Below are 16,483 nucleotides of genomic sequence, written 5' to 3'. Positions count from 1 at the left end.
AAGAGCAGGCACCAGGACATGCCTGGTGCCTGCTCTGAGAAGAGTGCCAATACACGGTGGGGCCATCGCCCGCCCGGGGGCTACATCAAACGGGTGCTCAGGGTCGCACAACAATGCTGTTGCGCACTTCACGCACATGTTTGGTGGTGCGTGCAATGTTCTCGGCCTGGTTCTTTTCTGCCTGTGACTTCGCAAAACCCGAGAGTTGCACCGTGCCGTTCAGTGTTTCCACACTGATGGAGGTGGCCGACACAGTCTTGTCTTCGGCCATCTTGGCTTTGATGGCGGTGGTGATGCCCGCGTCATCCACATAGGAGCCCACGGTCTGTTGCTCACGGGCCACCGAGCAGCCCGTGGCCGTGACGATGGTGATGCCGGCAACAGCGGCGAAAGCGAGGGCACGTGCGTATTTCATGGTTTTTCCTTGTTCAAGAATGGTTGGGAACGCGGGTGCAGGAACATGTGCAGTCTACCGGTCTGTAGCACCCTCCGTCACCGGTGGACTGTGGAGATAGGCCGGGTCTTCGTCCGATGGAGACCGCGCTCAGTAGGAACGACGGCGGCGGGACCACCACAAAGCAAGGGCGGCCAAGGCGGCGCCCGATGCGGCGGCAATCACCAGCGACTTGCCCGGCTGTTCTGCCACGTAGCGCCCGGTGGCATCAGCAGTTTGCTGAATCTGGCGGCGCGCACGGGCGCTGGTGTCTGCACAGTAGTCAATGCTGCGGGCGGCCAGCGCCTGAGCGCGGGCGGCCAGGTCATCAACAGCTGGACTGGCCCGGTTGCGCAAAGCGTGCAAGCGCTCTTGGGCCTGGTCCAGCGAATGGTCGGCAGCATTGCGGGTAGTCTGCACAGCGTTCTGCGCACTTTGCAGAACATCGTCGGTGAGGTTGCGAGCGCCGTTGGTCAGGGCATCGGTAGCGGTCTGAAGACTCATGAAAAAACTCCTTGGTGTGGCCAGGTGCCGGGCAGGAATGCCTGGAAGTGGCATGCAGGGGATACGCATGCGCAGCGAATAGCTTGTCAAGCCTTTTTCAACAAGCTCAGAACAAAGGTCACCACCGCCATGATCACGAACACGAAGAACAGAATCTTGGCGATGCCCACGGCACCGGCGGCAATGCCACCAAAACCGAAGAGCGCGGCAATCAGCGCGATCACCAAAAAGACAACTGCGTAATGCAACATTTCCATCTCCTTGCAGGGCGGCCGGGATGCCAACAGATTGGCGGACACGAGAACCTGAGCGCCTGGGGTTCACTGTAGGCATCCAGCCGTGCCAGAGATGCCGGAGCCAGGCGCAAGCACCTGTCGGCGCCGCTGCAGGGACGGTGTAGGACAGCGCGCCACACGCTCCCCGAAACAGCTTGTACCGAAGGGACGCGGGCCGCGCCACAGGCTGGGAACCATGGACGCGGAAAACCGGCTGGGCAGGAAACAGGTTCTCAGACGTCCCCGGCTGCGATGGCCGGCGCGGCCACACCCTCCCGCCGTAGCGGCAGCACCGCAGACAGCAAGGTGCCACTGCCAGGGCGGGAGGTAAGCGCCAAGCGCCCCCCTGCCGCTTCAACACGGTGGCGCATGCCAGCCAGCCCGTGCGAGGTGGGGCGCACAGTGGCTGGGTCAAACCCCACCCCATCATCGCGCACCTGCACCGCCACATGGGTGGGGTGTGAATGCACCGATACCAGCACCTTCTTGGCCTTGGCGTACTTGCCAACGTTGGTGAGGGCCTCCTGCACCATGCGGTACACCGTGAGCTGGGCGCCGTCGGGCAACTGCACGGCCTCCAGGCTCGTCTCCACCTCGATACCTGCACTTTCGGCATACTCGCGCGTCAGGATTTCCAGCGCAGCGGTGAGCCCCAGGTTGGACAGGGACGAAGGGCGCAGGTCCTCAATGATGCGACGCTTCAGTGCAATGCCGCTGTTGAGGGTATCCGTGAGGTGCTTGAGGCGCTCTGCAACATCCGGCGCCGCGGCGTTGATCTTGGACTTGAGGCGCGCCACATCGAGCTTGGCAGCTGTGAGTAAAGCCCCCAGTTCGTCGTGCAACTCGCGCGCCAGATGCCCCCGCTCCTCCTCACGCACCTGCTGCAGGTGGTTGGCCAGCTCCGACAACGTAGCAGTGCGCTCGCGCACGAGACCCTCCAGACGGTGCCGCTCGCGCTCCAGCAGTTCCTGCTCCCGCAGGTTCACGGCCTGCACGGCCTGAGTCTGGCGCAGGTACATGTAGAAGGCCAGCAGACCGATCACGGTGACGGCCGCAATGCCGATGCGCGACAGCGTGAGCGACTGCTCGATCTGCCTCTGGCCTTGCGACAGGCGCAGGTCGCTGCGTGCAATCAGCTCCTGCGCATGGGTGCGGATCGCCTCCATGTGCTCCTTGCCCACATCGGTATTCAGAATGAACTTCCAGGCATCTTCATTGCCCTTGCGCCGAAGGCGAAGGCTCAACTCCATCTCGGCGAGCTTGCGCGATATCTGCCGCGAGAGCAGTGCAAACTCCTGCATGTCGCCAGGCGAGTTCATGAACTGGTTGCGCAGCCGGTCCAGATTGGTCTGCACGGTGGCAACAGCCCTGTCGTAGGGCTCAAGATAGGTCTCATTGCCCGTCAGCAGGTAGCCCCGCTGGCCTGTCTCCGCATCCAGCATGCTCTGCAGCAGCTTGTTCACGTCGCCCCGGGTGGCAATGCTCTGGTCCATTTGCTCCAGCGCATCCTGCGACCGCAAATGCCCGGTTTCATTGATGCCTACCAAAACCATGGCGGCCAGCATGGCCATGGGCAGGCTCAGCGCCATCTTGCGGACCTTGGGCAGCCAGCGTTGGGTGTATTCCTGGAGATTCATACGCTTAATCTGGATAATGGGCCATCACCTGACCATGGCTCCATCCGTGGTCCAGCATTGCGGACCACTCGACGTCGACACGCTCCAGCAGCACAGCGGCTGCCCCAAGAAAGAAACACCAATGATCAAGATCGGCATTGTGGATGACCATGCAATTGTTCGCACCGGGCTGCGACAGTTCTTGTCGGAGCATGTAGATCTGCGGGTCGAAGGCGAAGCAGCCAATGGCCGTGAAGCGATCGACCTGGTGCGCACCAAGGAAATCGACGTGTTGCTGATGGACCTGTCGATGCCCGGCCAGAGTGGGCTCGACGCACTGGCCATGCTGCGTGCGAAGGCGCCTGACATGGGCATCTTGATCTTGAGCGGCTACCCTGAAGAGCACTATGCGATCAACCTTATCCGCCAGGGAGCAAGTGGCTACCTGAACAAAGAGTGCGAGCCTGCTGAAATCGTAGAGGCCATCCGCGTCATTGCGCTGGGCCGTCGCTATCTGACCCCCGCAGTGGCCGAACTGCTGGCGCAGCAGCTCAACCGCAAGGACGATGCGCCACCCCACGAGCAGCTGTCGGAGCGCGAGTTCCAAGTGTTCATCAAGCTCGCCAAGGGCGAGACCGCCGGCGACATCGCCAAAGCCCTGTCGCTGAGCGTGAAAACCGTGAGCACATACCGCACCCGGCTGATGGAAAAGATGAGCCTGTCGTCCAACAGCGACCTGACCTACTACGCGCTCAAGAACCGCCTGATTGATTGACATAGGGAAGACTTCGCCAGTAACCGGAGCAAAGGGACACGCGCTCCAACGGGTGTCCTGCATCTCGCCCGAGCGCACCGAGCGCAAGCATCATGTGCCCGAAGACGGGCTCAGTGAGCCACCCGCATCCGCACTTGCCGGGCGGCTGCTGTGCAGCACACAGTAGTCCACCAGCGCATCGATTTCGTTGGACTTGTCGAACACGGCGTCCACCCCCAGCTGCGCACAGCGCATGCGCACATCGGGGGTGGCGTAGTTGCTGAGCACCACCATCTTCTGCCCCGGGCGGCGCGTGCGGCAGGCAGCCAGTACACCCAGCCCGCTGCCTTGGCGCAGGAACAGATCAACGATGGCCAGGTCCCACTCCTCGCTATGGGTAGCGAGCCACTGCGTGCCCTCGTCCTCGGTTTCTGCCACGCCCACGGCTTCTACAGACGCCAACTCCTCCAGAGTCCCGATCAGGTTCTCACGGATAGTTGCGTTGTCTTCAACAATGTAGGTGCGAAGCTTCACAGACGGGTCCACTTTGGCGACCAGCGCAGGGCACGCTGCTCTCACCCCGAATTTAAGCGTTGGGGTGCGCGGATTCTGCCAGCGGCCACAGGCTGGCGTTGTAGGAGCTGTCCTACCGGGCCACACACACCGGGCAATGCGGAGCGCGCTGCACACGCATGGTGCTCCACTCCATCGAGCGCCCATCCAGCATCAGCAGCCGCCCCGCCAGCGAGGGCCCGATGCCTGCCAGCAACTTGAGCGCCTCGGCCGCCTGCATCGCCCCCACCACCCCGACCAGGGGAGCGAAGACGCCCATGGTGGAGCAGCGCACCTCTTCAAATTCCGCGTCAGGTGCAAAGATGCAGGCATAACAGGGCGACTGTTCATCGCGGGGGTCCACCACCGTGATCTGGCCGTCAAACTGGATCACCGCACCCGCAACCAGAGGTTTTCCGTGGCGCACACAGGCGGCGTTGACCGCGTGGCGCGTGGTGTAGTTGTCGCAGCAATCAAGCACCACCGAGGCGTCCTGCACGAGGCGCTCCAGGGCCGCCGCGTCCACCCGGGTTCGCAGCCGGGTCACCCGCACCTCGGGGTTGATCGCCGCGATAGCCTCGGCGGCCGAATCCACCTTGGGGAGCCCCACCCGCGCCGTGGTGTGCGCAATCTGGCGCTGCAGGTTGGTAAGGTCCACCACATCGTCGTCCACCAGCGTGATAAGCCCCACACCGGCCGACGCCAGGTAGAGCGCAGCAGGGGACCCCAGCCCACCTGCGCCAATGATGAGCGCGTGTGCCGCCAGCACACGCTCCTGCCCCTCGATGCCCATTTCATCAAGCAGGATGTGGCGGGAATAGCGCAGAAGCTGGTCGTCGGTCATGGGAGTTCAGGCGCCACAGGTGGCAGGACGGAAACACAGAGGTAAAAAATGAAAGGCTGGATTCCTCGCGAAATCCAGCCTTGAGAGCAGAGCGCGAAAGGCTCAATTCTCTTTCTTTTCTTCCTTGCGTTCCGTCAAGGTCTTGCTGACCAGCACCGGGCGACCCTTGAGCTGGTTGAGCGCCTGCACCAGCTGGAAGTCCTTGTCAGTCCCGAACTCGGGGATCTTGCGGTCAGCAGCAGGCTTTTTGGCTTCTTCCTCCAAACGCTTGCGTGCCTCCTCGCGCGCCTTCTCGCGGGCCTCGTCCTTCTTTTCTTCACCCTGGCCGCTGCCCAAGTGCTTGTCCAGATCGGCTTCGCGCATGCGAAGGGCAGCAAAAACATTGCCTTCCTCCGACTCGTCGATCATCACATCGGGCACGATACCCTTGGCCTGGATCGACTTGCCGCTAGGGGTGTAGTAGCGCGCCGTGGTCAGCTTGATGCCCGTATCAGGCCCCAGGGGCCGCACGGTCTGCACCGAGCCCTTGCCGAAGGTTTGGCTGCCCATGATGGTGGCGCGCTTGTGGTCCTGCAGCGCGCCAGCCACGATCTCACTGGCCGAGGCAGAGCCTTCATTCACCAGCACCACCAAAGGCACGGTCTTGAGCGCAGCTGGCAAGCGCTTGAGCGGGTCACCACCGCCCCGGCGCTGGTAGTAGTCGGGCGAGGCCTTGTAGGTGGCCTTGCTGTCGGCCAACTGGCCATTGGTCGAGACCACCGTCACATTCTCGGGCAGGAATGCCGCCGAGATCGCAACGGCAGCATCCAGCAGACCACCCGGGTCGTTGCGCAGGTCCAGCACCAACCCCTTGAGGTGGGACTCCTGCCGATAGACCTCTTCCACCTTGCGCACGAAGTCATCCACCGTGCGTTCCTGAAACTGCGACAGGCGAATCCAGGCATAGCCGGGTTCAATCACCTTGCCCTTGACGGACTGGGTCTTGATCTCTTCGCGCGTAATGGTGACGGGGAAGGTGCGGTTTTCGTCTTTGCGGAAGATGGTGAGCGTGACCTTGGTGTTGGGCTCGCCGCGCATGCGCTTGACGGCGTCGTTGAGCGCCAAGCCCTTCACGGCGGTTTCGTCGATCTTGGTGATCAGGTCGTTGGTCTTGAGGCCTGCACGGAAGGCTGGCGAGCCCTCAATGGGGGAAACAATCTTGATCAGGCCATCTTCCTGCGTGATCTCGATGCCTACGCCCACAAAACGGCCCGAAGTGCCTTCGCGGAATTCTTTGAAGGACTTCTTGTCGAAATACTGGGAGTGCGGATCCAGGCTCGACACCATGCCTGAAATCGCATCGGTGATGAGCTTCTTGTCGTCCACCGGCTCCACGTAGTCGGTCTTGACCAGGCCAAATACGGCGGAGAGCTGCTGGATTTCTTCCAGCGGCAACGGGGTCATGGCACCGCGCGCCACGGTTTGCAGCGATACCGTGGTGAGCGCTCCCGCCACCACGCCCACCGACACCCATCCTGCAATCTTGAGTTTTTGGCCCATACAACACCTTTACCGCATCAAAACCAATATACACCTTGGAAAGGCCAAACCCGCAGCAGTTCCGCATGGATGCTCACTTTGGCGGCAATCAGCGGGGTTTTTCCCCGCCTTTACCAACGATTTACGCCTTGCCCTGCGAAGCCACGGCAGCAGCGGCCTTGGCAGCCGCCTCGGCGTCACCCAGATAGTAGTGACGGATGGGCTTGAGGTCGGCATCGAGTTCGTATACCAGTGGAATCCCATTGGGAATATTCAGGCCCACGATGTCGGACTCGGAAATATTGTCCAGGTACTTCACCAATGCGCGAATGGAGTTGCCGTGCGCTGCCACCACCACGCGCTTGCCCGAGCGGATGGCGGGTGCCATGGCTTCGTTCCAGAACGGCAGCACGCGGGCCACGGTGTCTTTCAGGCACTCGGTCAGGGGCACATTGTCTGCTGCCACACCGGCATAACGGCGGTCGCCGCGTTCACTGCGAGGGTCAGTGGCTTCCAGCGCTGGCGGGGGCGTGTCATAGCTGCGGCGCCAGACCAGCACCTGCTCGTCGCCATACTGCTTGGCCATGTCGGCCTTGTTCAGACCCTGCAGGGCGCCGTAGTGGCGCTCGTTCAGGCGCCAGTCCTTCACCACGGGCAGCCAGGTGGAGTCCATCTCGTCGAGCGCGTACCACAGGGTGTGGATGGCGCGCTTGAGCACGCTGGTAAAGGCCAGGTCAAACTCGTAGCCCTCGGCCTTGAGCAGCTTGCCGGCAGACATGGCCTGGGACACGCCCGTGGGCGTCAGATCCACATCAGTCCAGCCGGTAAAACGGTTTTCAAGGTTCCAGGTGGATTCGCCGTGGCGGATCAAAACGAGCTTGTACATGGTTTCCCCAGGAAAAGCGGGTCAAAAGAAAGCGGGCCAAAACCCAGCATTCTAGAATTACGCCGTTCGCCAACCCAAGGAAACTTCGTGAAATTCATTATCGACAACTGGTATCTGATCTTTGTTGCACTGGCTTCGGGCAGCATGCTGCTGTGGCCGGTCCTCAAGAATGCCAGTGGCGGCTCGCTCACGCCCGCAGGCGCCGTGCAGCTCATCAACCGCGAAAAAGCCGTGGTCATCGACGTCTGCGAGACCGAGGAATTTGCCGCAGGCCACGTGGGCGGCGCCAAGAACGTGCCTCTGGGCCAGCTTGAGGAGCGCCTGCCCACCGTGGTCAAGAACAAGGCCCTGCCAGTGGTGCTGGTCTGCGCCAGCGGCGCCCGTGCCAACAGGGCTGTCGGCATCGCCAAGAAACTGGGCTACGAAAACGCCCAGGCCATGGCCGGTGGCATGAAGGCCTGGCGCGAGGCCAGCCTGCCTGTAGAAAAAGCCTGAGTCGTCCCCACCTGATCCGCCAAGCCCTGGAAGAGAAAGGATTTCCGCCATGCAACCCGTGAAGATGTACACCACCGCCGTCTGCCCCTACTGCATCCGGGCCAAGCAGATCCTCAAGTCCAAGGGCGTGGAGCAGATCGAGGAGATCCGCATCGACACCGACCCCGCCGCGCGCAGCCACATGATGGAGATCACCGGCCGCCGCACGGTGCCGCAGATCTACATCGGCGACACCCACGTGGGTGGCCACGACGATCTGGTGGCGCTGGACAGCCGTGGCGAGTTGATGCCCCTGCTGGGCGCCGCCTGACCTCCCCCCTGGGCGCTGCATAATGCAGCCCCATGTGCCCGCTGCGGGAGCTGCTCCCCGGCGGGTTTTGTTTTGCCAAAACCCCCTCGCAGAGAGACTTGTCAACCATGGCCGACCAAGAAAACCCCGTGTTCCAGATCCAGCGCGTCTACCTCAAGGACATGTCGCTGGAGCAACCCAACTCCCCCGCCATCCTGATCGAGCAAGAGCAGCCCAGCGTGGACATCCAGCTCGGCGTGGAAGCCACCCCCGTGGCCGAAGGCATCTTTGAAGTGTCCGTGACGGCCACGGTGCAGACCAAGATCAAGGACAAGACCGTGTTCCTGGTCGAAGCCAAGCAGGCCGGCATCTTCGAAATCCGCAACGTGCCCGAAGACCAGATGGGCCCCATCATGGGCATCGCCTGCCCCCAGATCGTGTACCCCTACCTGCGTGGCAACGTGGCCGACGTGATCAACCGCGCTGGTTTCCCGCCCGTGCACCTGGCCGAAATCAACTTCCAGGCCATGTACGAGCAGCAACAAGCCCAGGCCGCCGGTCAAGCTTCGCCCATCATCACGCAGTAATCAGAATCAGCGTTTAGAGGCTTTTTTGGCCTCTACCGCCTGATAGATAAGCGCAAGCAGCTATGAAAATCATAGTACTAGGTGCTGGCGCCTGGGGATCCGCGGTTGCCATGAGCGCGGCCCAGCACCCCGCCGGGCACGCGGTCACGCTGTGGGCCCGCGACGCGGTGCAGGCGCAGAGCATGCGCTCAGAGGCGCAGAACGCCCGTTATCTGCCGGGCATCGCCTTCCCCCCTTCTCTTTCCGTGGCCGATGGCGACCTGGGCCCGCTGCTGCCCAGCGCCGATCTGGTCATCGTGGCCACGCCCATGGCGGCACTGCGCGGCATGCTGCAGGCGCTGGCGGGCTGCACCGCGCCCGTGGCTTGGCTGTGCAAGGGTTTTGAGGCCGTGCCTGCCGGGGCCGATGCGGCCTCTTTTGGACTGCTGGCGCATGAAGTACAAGCGCTGATTGCTCCCAACTTGATAGCAGGCGTTTTCAGCGGCCCCAGCTTTGCGCAGGAAGTGGCGCTGGGTCAGCCCACGGCACTGGTGGCCGCCAGCGCCCACCCGTCCGTGCGCGATGCTCTGGTCAATGCCTTCCACAGCCCCAGCGTGCGGGTGTATGCCAACGAGGACATCGTGGGTGTGGAAGTGGGGGGTGCGGTGAAAAACGTGCTGGCCATTGCCACCGGCCTGTGTGACGGGCTGGCCTTGGGCCTCAACGCCCGCGCCGCGCTCATCACGCGCGGCCTGGCCGAGATGACCCGACTGGGCCTGGCGCTGGGCGCACGGCCCGACACCTTCATGGGCCTGTCGGGCCTGGGCGACCTGGTGCTGACCGCCACCGGCGACCTGTCGCGCAACCGGCGCGTGGGCCTGCTGCTGGCCGAAGGCAATAGCCTGCAACAGGCCGTGGAATCACTGGGCCATGTGGCTGAGGGCGTCTACAGCGCCCGCACCGTGGCGCAGCGCGCGGTGCTGCTGGGCGTGGACATGCCCATCACCCGCGCCGTGGTGGCCCTGCTGGACGGACAGATCACCCCAGCCGCCGCCGTGGCACTGCTGATGGGGCGAGGCCCGGCGTCCGAGCTGATCGAGCCCTGACCCCCGCAAATTACAGGCCCAGCTCCAGCGCAAGCAGCTCATCCACCGTCTGGCGGCGGCGAATCAGTCGGGCCTGGCCACCGTCCACCAGCACCTCGGCAATCAGGGGCCGGGTGTTGTAGTTGGAGGACATGCTCGCGCCATAAGCCCCCGTGTCGTGGATCACCAGCAGATCGCCCACCTGGGCGGCAGGCAGGTCGCGCGGCAGCACCACACCGCCGTCGCCCTGCGTGAACACGTCGCCCGATTCGCACAGCGGCCCCGCCACCACGGTGGGGCGGGCGTTGCCCTGGCTGCCATCGCGGCGCAGCACACTCATGGCGTGGTAGCTGCCATACATGGAGGGGCGCATGAGTTCGTTGAAACCGGTGTCGACCAGCACAAAATGGTTGCTGCCCACATCCTTGGTGGCACGCACCTGGCCCAGCAGCACGCCGGATTCGGCCACCAGGAAGCGGCCAGGCTCGATCTCCAGGCCCAGCTTGTGGCCCACGATGGCCTCGGCCTGCTGGCGCGCGGCGTCCCACAGACCGTGGTAGTGCTGGGTATCGACCACCGGGTCGCCACTGCGGTAGGGGATGGACAGCCCACCGCCCGCCGAGATGGCGTGCAGGTCATGCCCGGCCGCATGTGCCGTGCGCACCAAGTTGACCATGGCGCCGCACACTTCCTGCAGGTGGCTGTAGTCCACGCCCGAGCCGATGTGCATGTGCAGGCCCACCAGCTTCAGGCCGTGCTGCGCAATCGCCGCCAGCGCCGCAGGCAGGTCGGTGTGCCAGATGCCATGTTTGCTGTGCTCGCCACCCGTGTTGGTCTTGTTGCTGTGGCCATGGCCAAAGCCGGGGTTGATGCGCAGCCACACCGCGTGGCCGGGCGAACGCGCGCCCAATTGGTGCAGCATGTCGATGGAACCGGCATTGACCGGCACGCCGTGCTCCACCACGCAGTCCAGTGTGGCGGCGTCGAACAGATCGGCCGTGAAGACGATCTCCGACGGCTCGCCACCAGCCACGTAGCCCGCCGCCAGCGCACGCAGGATCTCGCCGCGCGAAACCGCATCCACCTTCACGCCCTGCTCGCGCATGAGCTTGAGGATGTGGATGTTGGAGCAGGCCTTCTGCGCAAAGCGAATGGTCTCGAAGTTGGACACCTGCGCAATGCGCTGGCGAATGGTGGCGGCGTCATACGCCCACAGCGGGGTGCCAAACTGGTCGGCCAGGGCCCAGAGCTGGGCGGGAGAGAAGGGGTTGGACATGGGGAGGCTCCAAAGGCAGAAGGCGTGAACGATGCGCGGATGATGCCTGCTTCCAGGTATTCAGTCGAATGCTTTGATTTACATCACTCATTCAATATGGATATGCTTTGAACATGACTGGCACAACCGACACGCCCCTGACCCACCGCATCACCCACCGCCATATCGAGGTCTTCCGCGCCGTGATGACAGCAGGCAGCGCCACCGGCGCGGCGGACCTGCTGCACAGCTCGCAACCCACCGTGAGCCGCGAGCTGGCGCGGCTCGAGTCACTGCTGGGCTATGCGCTGTTCGAACGCGTGCAAGGCCGCCTGCGCCCCAACGCACGGGCGCTGGCGCTGTGGGACGAGGTGCAACGATCCTGGCAGGGGCTGGAGCGCGTGGTGGACCGGGCCGTGGCCCTGGGCCGGCCCGACGCCGTGCAGCTGTCGGTGCTGTGCCTGCCTGCGCTCGCACACGCCTTGCTGCCCGGCGCGGCGGCGCGGTTGATGCAGCACCACCCGCAGGCGCGCCTGTCGGTCACGCCGCAAGAGTCGCCGCTGCTCGAAGAATGGATGAGCGCCCAGCGTTTTGACCTGGGCCTGTGCGAGCAGGCCAGTGCACCACCGGGCACCCGCGCCGAGGTGCTGCTCACGCTCGACGAGGTGGCCGTGCTACCGGCCAGCCACCCGCTGGCCCGGCAACGCAGACTGCGGCTGGAGGACTTTGCGGGTGAATACTTTGTGAGCCTCTCAGCCGACGACCCCTACCGCCGCCTGATCGACGCGCGTTTTGCCGAAGCCGGGGTGTCCCGCACCCTGCGCATGGAAACCCACAGCGCCGCCGCCGTCTGCGCCATGGTGCAGCAAGGCCTGGGCGTGGCCATTGTCAACCCGGTGACGGCTCTGGCCGCCGCCAGCGACCAGCTGGTGCTGCGGCCCCTGGCGTTTTCGATTCCGTTCAGCGTCACGGCCCTGCAGCCGCTGTACCGCCCGCCCCTGCCCGAGGCCATGCCCATGCTGGAGGCCCTGCGGGCCGAAGCCGCCGCCATTGCGCAGCGCCTGGCACAACAAGATCCGTAGCTATTATTTATATAGCTACAAACCCTTTACCATCGCGCGGAAACGGCCATTTTCTTGCCCAAAATTGGGCTTCCACCCGCAGAGCGGGTCAACCCGGCGCTGCCAGGCTGCGCACCTTGACGGCCAGCCGCTCTTCCACCGAAGGCGACACGAACTTGGTCACCTCGCCGCCCAGCACGGCAATCTCGCGCACGAAGGTGCTGCTGATGAACTGGTACTTGTCGCTGGGGGTCAGGAACACGGTCTCCACCTGTGGCATCAGGCTGCGGTTCATACCGGCCAGCTGGAACTCGTAGTCAAAGTCGGTCACGGCGCGCAGGCCGCGCACCATGGCCTTGCCGCCGCGCGACACCACAAAGTCGCGCAGCAGCCCCGAGAAGGGCTCGACCTGCACCTGGGGATACATCTTCACGGCCTCGCGCACCATCTCGATACGCTCTTCCAGCGAAAACAGGGTCTTCTTGTGGTGGCCCGCGGCCACGGCCACGATCACGCGTTCGAACAACTGGGTGGCCCTGCGCACCACGTCTTCATGCCCCAGGGTGATGGGGTCAAAGGTTCCGGGGTACACGGCGAGCACGTTCTGGGCCATGGCTGGTTGTCTCCTGTCTGGCGAATGACGTTGGCCCCCGGCCCCCGGGGCGTTCCCCCCGCAGGGCCCGCCGGGCCGCGTGCGCGCATTATGCAGTGCAGTGCAACATGAACCTGTATTGGCTCAGACAGCGGCGGCAGCCAAAGGACGAAGCAAATGCGCGTGCACGGCGCCAGCTTTCAGATGCCTGTGCACAGCCAGGCCCATTGCAGTCAATTCGCCGTCCGCCCAGGCGCGGGGCGCTTCGAGGTAGACAAAACCCTCAGCAGCCACGGCCTTGGCGGCGGCTTGCAGGGCGGGGACAAACAGGTCGCCGTCAAAAGGCGGGTCGAGCAGTACCAAATCCACACTCGCGGGCGCAGCCTGCTTCAGCGCGGCCACGCCGTCGCCGCGCTGCACGCGCACCGCGCTGGCCTGCAGTTTGGCTTGCAGCACCTGCAACTGGGCCACCAATGCAGCGTCACTCTCCACCAGCTGCACCGATGCGGCGCCGCGCGAGGCGGCTTCGAGCCCCAGCGCGCCGGTGCCCGCAAAGGCGTCCAGGCAGCGCCAGCCGCTCAGGTCCTGGCCCAGCCAGTTGAACAGGGTTTCGCGCACGCGGTCGGGCGTGGGGCGCAGGCCGGGACGCTGGGCCACGGGCAGGCGGGTGCGCTTCCACTGCCCGCCAATGATGCGGATTTCGCCCGCACCCTTGGGGGCTGCTGCGGCGGCGGGTTTGTCCTTGGCGCCTTTCTTGGGGGCCACGGGGGCCGCAGCGGCGGCGGCCTGGGCCTTGCGGATTTCGGCGGTGATGGCGCTGCCGCGCAGGGTCGATCGGCTCATGGCTGCTTACCTCCCACCACCACGGTGACCATGCGCTCGGGCTGCAGCTTTTTGGCCATGGCGGTGCGCACGTCGGCCACCGTCAGGGCTTCAACCTTCTTCGTCCACTGGTCCAGGTAGTCGAGCGGCAGATCGTTCCAGGCGATGTTGGCCACATTGCCCAGGAGCTTCTTGTTGCTGTCGATGCGCAGCGCAAAGCCGCCGATGAGGTTGTCCTTGGCGGCGCGCAGCTCGGCCTCGGTGGGGCCTTCGGCCACAAAGCGGGCGATCACGTCGCGCGAGACCTGCACGGCCTGCGCCGCCTGGTCAGGCCGCGTCTGCAGGCCCACGGTGAAGGCGCCCGCGTGCAGGCCCGAGGCGAAGTAGCTGTAGACGCTGTACGAGAGCCCGCGCTTTTCGCGCACTTCATTGGTCAGGCGCGAGACAAAACCGCCGCCGCCCAGGATGTGGTTGCCCACCAGCAGCGGCACAAAGTCCGGGTCGCGGCGCTGAAAGCCGGGCTGGCCGATCAGCACATGGGCCTGGGCCGAGGCGAAGGGGATGTTCCGCTCGGCCGGGGCCGTGAGCGCAGCGATCTCGCCCACGGGCGGCAGCGGCGCACAGCCCGTGCTGGCCGGCAGGCGCGACAGCAGCGTGGCCACCAGCGTCTGCGCCTGGGCACGCGTCACGGCACCCACGATGCTGACCTTGGCGCGGCAGGCGGCGATGTGCTGACTGTGGAAGGCCTGCATGTCGGCCACGCTGATGCGCGCCAGGGTCTCTTCGCTGGTGCGCGCGCCATAGGGGTGGCTGCCATACACGGCCGTGCCAAACGCGTGGGCGGCTACGGTGGAGGGGCGGGTGAGCGACTCCTTGATGCTCGCGCTCCAGCGCGCGCGGTCGCGCGGCCACAGATCGGCGGGCCAGCTGGGATCACCGATCTGGCGCGCTGCCAGGCGGGCGGCCTTGTCGAGCAGGGGCGGATCGGTGAGCGAGCGCAGCGTGTAGTGCAGCGCGTCGTTGTCGGCAGCGGCCTCGAAGTTGGCCCCCAGGTCGGCCCAGGCTTCGCCCAGGCCGTTTTCGTCCAGCGCGGGTTCGCTGCCCACGTCGCGCCCGGCCTTCACGCCCTTGCTGGCCATCAAAGCCACGGCGCTGGCCAGGCCCGACCGGCCCGCGGGGTCGCGGCGCGTGCCGGCATCAAAGTCGATCTGCACGTCCACCATCGGGATGACGGGGCTTTCGACCAGGTACACCTTGGCGCCACTCATCTCCGTCCAGTGCTGGATGGGCAGCAGCGCCCAGGCTGAATGTGAGTAAAAAAAGGCCCCTGCGCCCGCTAGTAAAGTGCGAACAGCTATCTTTTTAATAGTAATCATAGGTTGACTGCGCAAATCGGGTTCAGTGGCGGGCCGCACCGGGCGCGGGCTGCGCGCGGGGGCGGGGGGCGTCCAGCGGCTGCGGCAGCAGCGTGGCCACGGTGAGCTGGTCGTCGCCAAAATACTTGGCGGCCACGGCCTGCACCTGGGCGGGTGTCACGGTGCGCAGCAGCGCCAGCAGGCGCTCGTTGGCGTCCAGCGGGAAACCCTGCACCCAGTTACCGCCCAGCTCCTGCGCCTGGCTCATCACCGAGTCGCGCTCGTACACGGTGGAGGCAATCCACTGCGTTTTCACGCGGGTCAGTTCGGCATCGCTCACGCCACCCTGCGCCACGCGGGCCACCTCGGCACGCAGGGCATCCTCTACCTGCTGGGCGGTCTTGCCCGCCGCAGGCACGCCGCTGAGCATGAACAGGCTGGGCCCCCGCCCCGTCACCATCGCGCTGCTGCTGGCGCTGTCGGCCACGCGGTTGTCGCCCTGGGTGAGCGCGCGGTCCAGTCGCGCGCCGTCATAGCCGTTGAACACGGCCGACAGCACCATGAGCGCGAGCGCATCGCGGTCGGCATCGGTGAGGTTGTCCACCCGGCGCAGGCTGGGCGCACGGAAGGCCAGCGCCACATAGGCCTGCTCGGCCGGGGCTTTGACGGCAATGCGGCGCAGGCCCTTTTGCTCGGGCTCAACACGCGGCTTGCGCGCGGGCAGCGCGTGGGCGGGCAGGCTTCCGTAATACTTTTCGGCCAGCGCACGCACCTGGGCCACGTCCACGTCGCCCGCCACCACCACGGCGGCGTTGGTGGGCGTGTACCACTGGCGGTAGAAGGCACGCACGTCCTCGGGCGTCATCGCGTCCAGGTCGCTCATCCAGCCCACAATGGGGCGGCGGTAGGGCGCGGCGATAAAGGTGGTGGCAAACAGCTGCTCGGCCAGCATGGCGCGGGGCTGGTCTTCGGTACGCAGGCGGCGCTCTTCCTTGACGACCTCGATCTCTTTCTTGAACTCGTCATCGGGCCACTGGTTGTTGGCAAACCTGTCCGATTCAAGCTTCATCACGTCTTCGAGCCGGTTGGACGGAATCTGCTGGTAATAGCCCGTGTAGTCGCGGCTGGTGAAGGCGTTTTCGCGCCCGCCCAGGGCCGCCACGCGGCGCGAGAACTCGCCCGGCTGCAGCGTCTTGGTGCCCTTGAACAGCATGTGCTCCAGCACATGGGCCACGCCGGTCACCCCATCCACCTCATCCATGGAGCCGACCCGCAGCCAGACCATGTGCACTGCCGTGGGCGCGCGCCGGTCGGGCTGCACGATGAGCTGCATGCCGTTTTTCAGCGTGAACTGCTGCGCACCTGACGCCGTGGCAGGGGCCGTCGCAGTTGCCGAGGTGGGCGCTGCAACGGGGGTTGTGGACACCGGTGGCGTTGCCGCAATGGCAGCCCCGCACGAGAGGCAGGCCATGAGGCCCAGGAGGTTGAAAGCGCGTTTCATAGAATGGAGTGATTCTAAGAACCCTCCAATGTTCAGTTTCTTCAAGAAAAAACCCGCCCCCACACCGGCCGATGCACCCG

At 64.9% G+C, this 16,483-nt stretch carries 19 protein-coding genes; 6 read left to right on the top strand and 13 right to left on the bottom strand.

The window, feature by feature from the left end; translation table 11 throughout:
- Positions 1-97 precede the first annotated feature (97 nt).
- The 4 genes from DBR12_RS03560 to DBR12_RS03545 form a co-directional block, all read right to left on the bottom strand.
- Positions 98-415: a BON domain-containing protein gene (locus DBR12_RS03560; protein WP_108615989.1), complete on the bottom strand. Its 318-nt coding sequence runs from the start codon at positions 413-415 to the stop codon at positions 98-100.
- Between the two features lie 129 nt (positions 416-544).
- The gene (locus tag DBR12_RS03555; protein ID WP_108615988.1) at positions 545-937 is read right to left on the bottom strand and encodes a hypothetical protein; all 393 of its coding nucleotides are present in this window, start codon (positions 935-937) and stop codon (positions 545-547) included.
- Positions 938-1,023: 86 nt separating this feature from the next.
- Positions 1,024-1,188, bottom strand: a complete 165-nt coding sequence (locus DBR12_RS03550; protein ID WP_108615996.1) for a DUF1328 domain-containing protein — start codon at positions 1,186-1,188, stop codon at positions 1,024-1,026.
- A gap of 257 nt (positions 1,189-1,445) precedes the next feature.
- On the bottom strand, positions 1,446-2,849 hold the full coding sequence (locus DBR12_RS03545; protein WP_108615987.1) for a CHASE3 domain-containing protein: 1,404 nt from the start codon (positions 2,847-2,849) through the stop codon (positions 1,446-1,448).
- 121 nt (positions 2,850-2,970) lie between these two features.
- On the opposite strand from DBR12_RS03545, the gene DBR12_RS03540 reads away from it, so the two are divergent.
- Complete coding sequence (locus DBR12_RS03540; RefSeq protein ID WP_108615986.1) at positions 2,971-3,603, top strand: response regulator transcription factor; 633 nt, start codon at positions 2,971-2,973, stop codon at positions 3,601-3,603.
- A gap of 90 nt (positions 3,604-3,693) precedes the next feature.
- On the opposite strand, the gene DBR12_RS03535 is transcribed toward DBR12_RS03540, so the two are convergent.
- From DBR12_RS03535 to gpmA, 4 genes are all read right to left on the bottom strand, one after another.
- Positions 3,694-4,116, bottom strand: coding sequence for a response regulator (locus DBR12_RS03535; protein ID WP_108615985.1), 423 nt, complete (start codon positions 4,114-4,116; stop codon positions 3,694-3,696).
- Positions 4,117-4,228: 112 nt separating this feature from the next.
- Complete coding sequence (locus tag DBR12_RS03530; RefSeq protein ID WP_108615984.1) at positions 4,229-4,978, bottom strand: HesA/MoeB/ThiF family protein; 750 nt, start codon at positions 4,976-4,978, stop codon at positions 4,229-4,231.
- Between the two features lie 102 nt (positions 4,979-5,080).
- Positions 5,081-6,517, bottom strand: a complete 1,437-nt coding sequence (locus DBR12_RS03525; RefSeq protein WP_108615983.1) for a S41 family peptidase — start codon at positions 6,515-6,517, stop codon at positions 5,081-5,083.
- A gap of 121 nt (positions 6,518-6,638) precedes the next feature.
- Positions 6,639-7,382 carry a 2,3-diphosphoglycerate-dependent phosphoglycerate mutase gene (gene gpmA, locus DBR12_RS03520; protein ID WP_108615982.1) on the bottom strand — a complete coding sequence of 248 codons (744 nt, stop codon included), beginning with the start codon at positions 7,380-7,382 and terminating at the stop codon, positions 6,639-6,641.
- An 87-nt stretch (positions 7,383-7,469) separates the two neighbouring features.
- Between gpmA and DBR12_RS03515 the strand changes: the two genes are divergently transcribed.
- From DBR12_RS03515 to DBR12_RS03500, 4 genes are all read left to right on the top strand, one after another.
- Positions 7,470-7,877 carry a rhodanese-like domain-containing protein gene (locus tag DBR12_RS03515; protein WP_108615981.1) on the top strand — a complete coding sequence of 136 codons (408 nt, stop codon included), beginning with the start codon at positions 7,470-7,472 and terminating at the stop codon, positions 7,875-7,877.
- 49 nt (positions 7,878-7,926) lie between these two features.
- Positions 7,927-8,187 carry a glutaredoxin 3 gene (gene grxC, locus DBR12_RS03510; protein ID WP_063458839.1) on the top strand — a complete coding sequence of 87 codons (261 nt, stop codon included), beginning with the start codon at positions 7,927-7,929 and terminating at the stop codon, positions 8,185-8,187.
- Between the two features lie 107 nt (positions 8,188-8,294).
- Entirely contained in the window at positions 8,295-8,753 is a 459-nt protein-coding gene (gene secB / locus DBR12_RS03505; RefSeq protein ID WP_063458840.1) for a protein-export chaperone SecB, read from the top strand.
- Positions 8,754-8,815: 62 nt separating this feature from the next.
- A complete protein-coding gene (locus DBR12_RS03500; RefSeq protein ID WP_108615980.1) occupies positions 8,816-9,838 on the top strand; it encodes an NAD(P)H-dependent glycerol-3-phosphate dehydrogenase in 1,023 nt (340 codons plus the stop codon).
- Positions 9,839-9,848: 10 nt separating this feature from the next.
- Here the strand turns inward: DBR12_RS03500 and lysA are convergent, their stop codons facing one another.
- Complete coding sequence (gene lysA, locus DBR12_RS03495) at positions 9,849-11,093, bottom strand: diaminopimelate decarboxylase (protein WP_108615979.1); 1,245 nt, start codon at positions 11,091-11,093, stop codon at positions 9,849-9,851.
- 113 nt (positions 11,094-11,206) lie between these two features.
- Here lysA and DBR12_RS03490 point away from each other — a divergent pair, with 113 nt between their 5' ends.
- Complete coding sequence (locus DBR12_RS03490; RefSeq protein WP_108615978.1) at positions 11,207-12,154, top strand: LysR family transcriptional regulator; 948 nt, start codon at positions 11,207-11,209, stop codon at positions 12,152-12,154.
- Between the two features lie 88 nt (positions 12,155-12,242).
- Here the strand turns inward: DBR12_RS03490 and coaD are convergent, their stop codons facing one another.
- The 4 genes from coaD to DBR12_RS03470 form a co-directional block, all read right to left on the bottom strand.
- Complete coding sequence (gene coaD, locus DBR12_RS03485; protein ID WP_094291322.1) at positions 12,243-12,746, bottom strand: pantetheine-phosphate adenylyltransferase; 504 nt, start codon at positions 12,744-12,746, stop codon at positions 12,243-12,245.
- Between the two features lie 123 nt (positions 12,747-12,869).
- The gene (gene rsmD / locus DBR12_RS03480; protein ID WP_108615977.1) at positions 12,870-13,568 is read right to left on the bottom strand and encodes a 16S rRNA (guanine(966)-N(2))-methyltransferase RsmD; all 699 of its coding nucleotides are present in this window, start codon (positions 13,566-13,568) and stop codon (positions 12,870-12,872) included.
- Positions 13,565-14,923: a pitrilysin family protein gene (locus DBR12_RS03475; RefSeq protein WP_108615976.1), complete on the bottom strand. Its 1,359-nt coding sequence runs from the start codon at positions 14,921-14,923 to the stop codon at positions 13,565-13,567. Before DBR12_RS03475 ends, rsmD begins: the two co-directional genes overlap by 4 nt.
- 22 nt (positions 14,924-14,945) lie before the next feature.
- The gene (locus DBR12_RS03470) at positions 14,946-16,403 is read right to left on the bottom strand and encodes a pitrilysin family protein (protein ID WP_108615975.1); all 1,458 of its coding nucleotides are present in this window, start codon (positions 16,401-16,403) and stop codon (positions 14,946-14,948) included.
- Between the last annotated feature and the right edge of the window lie 80 nt (positions 16,404-16,483).

Origin of the sequence: Acidovorax sp. HMWF029, assembly GCF_003060895.1 — a bacterium.
Taxonomy (GTDB): Bacteria; Pseudomonadota; Gammaproteobacteria; order Burkholderiales; family Burkholderiaceae_C; genus Acidovorax.
The sequence above is the reverse complement of the archived record's forward strand: the minus strand, read 5'-3'. Positions and strand labels throughout refer to the sequence as shown.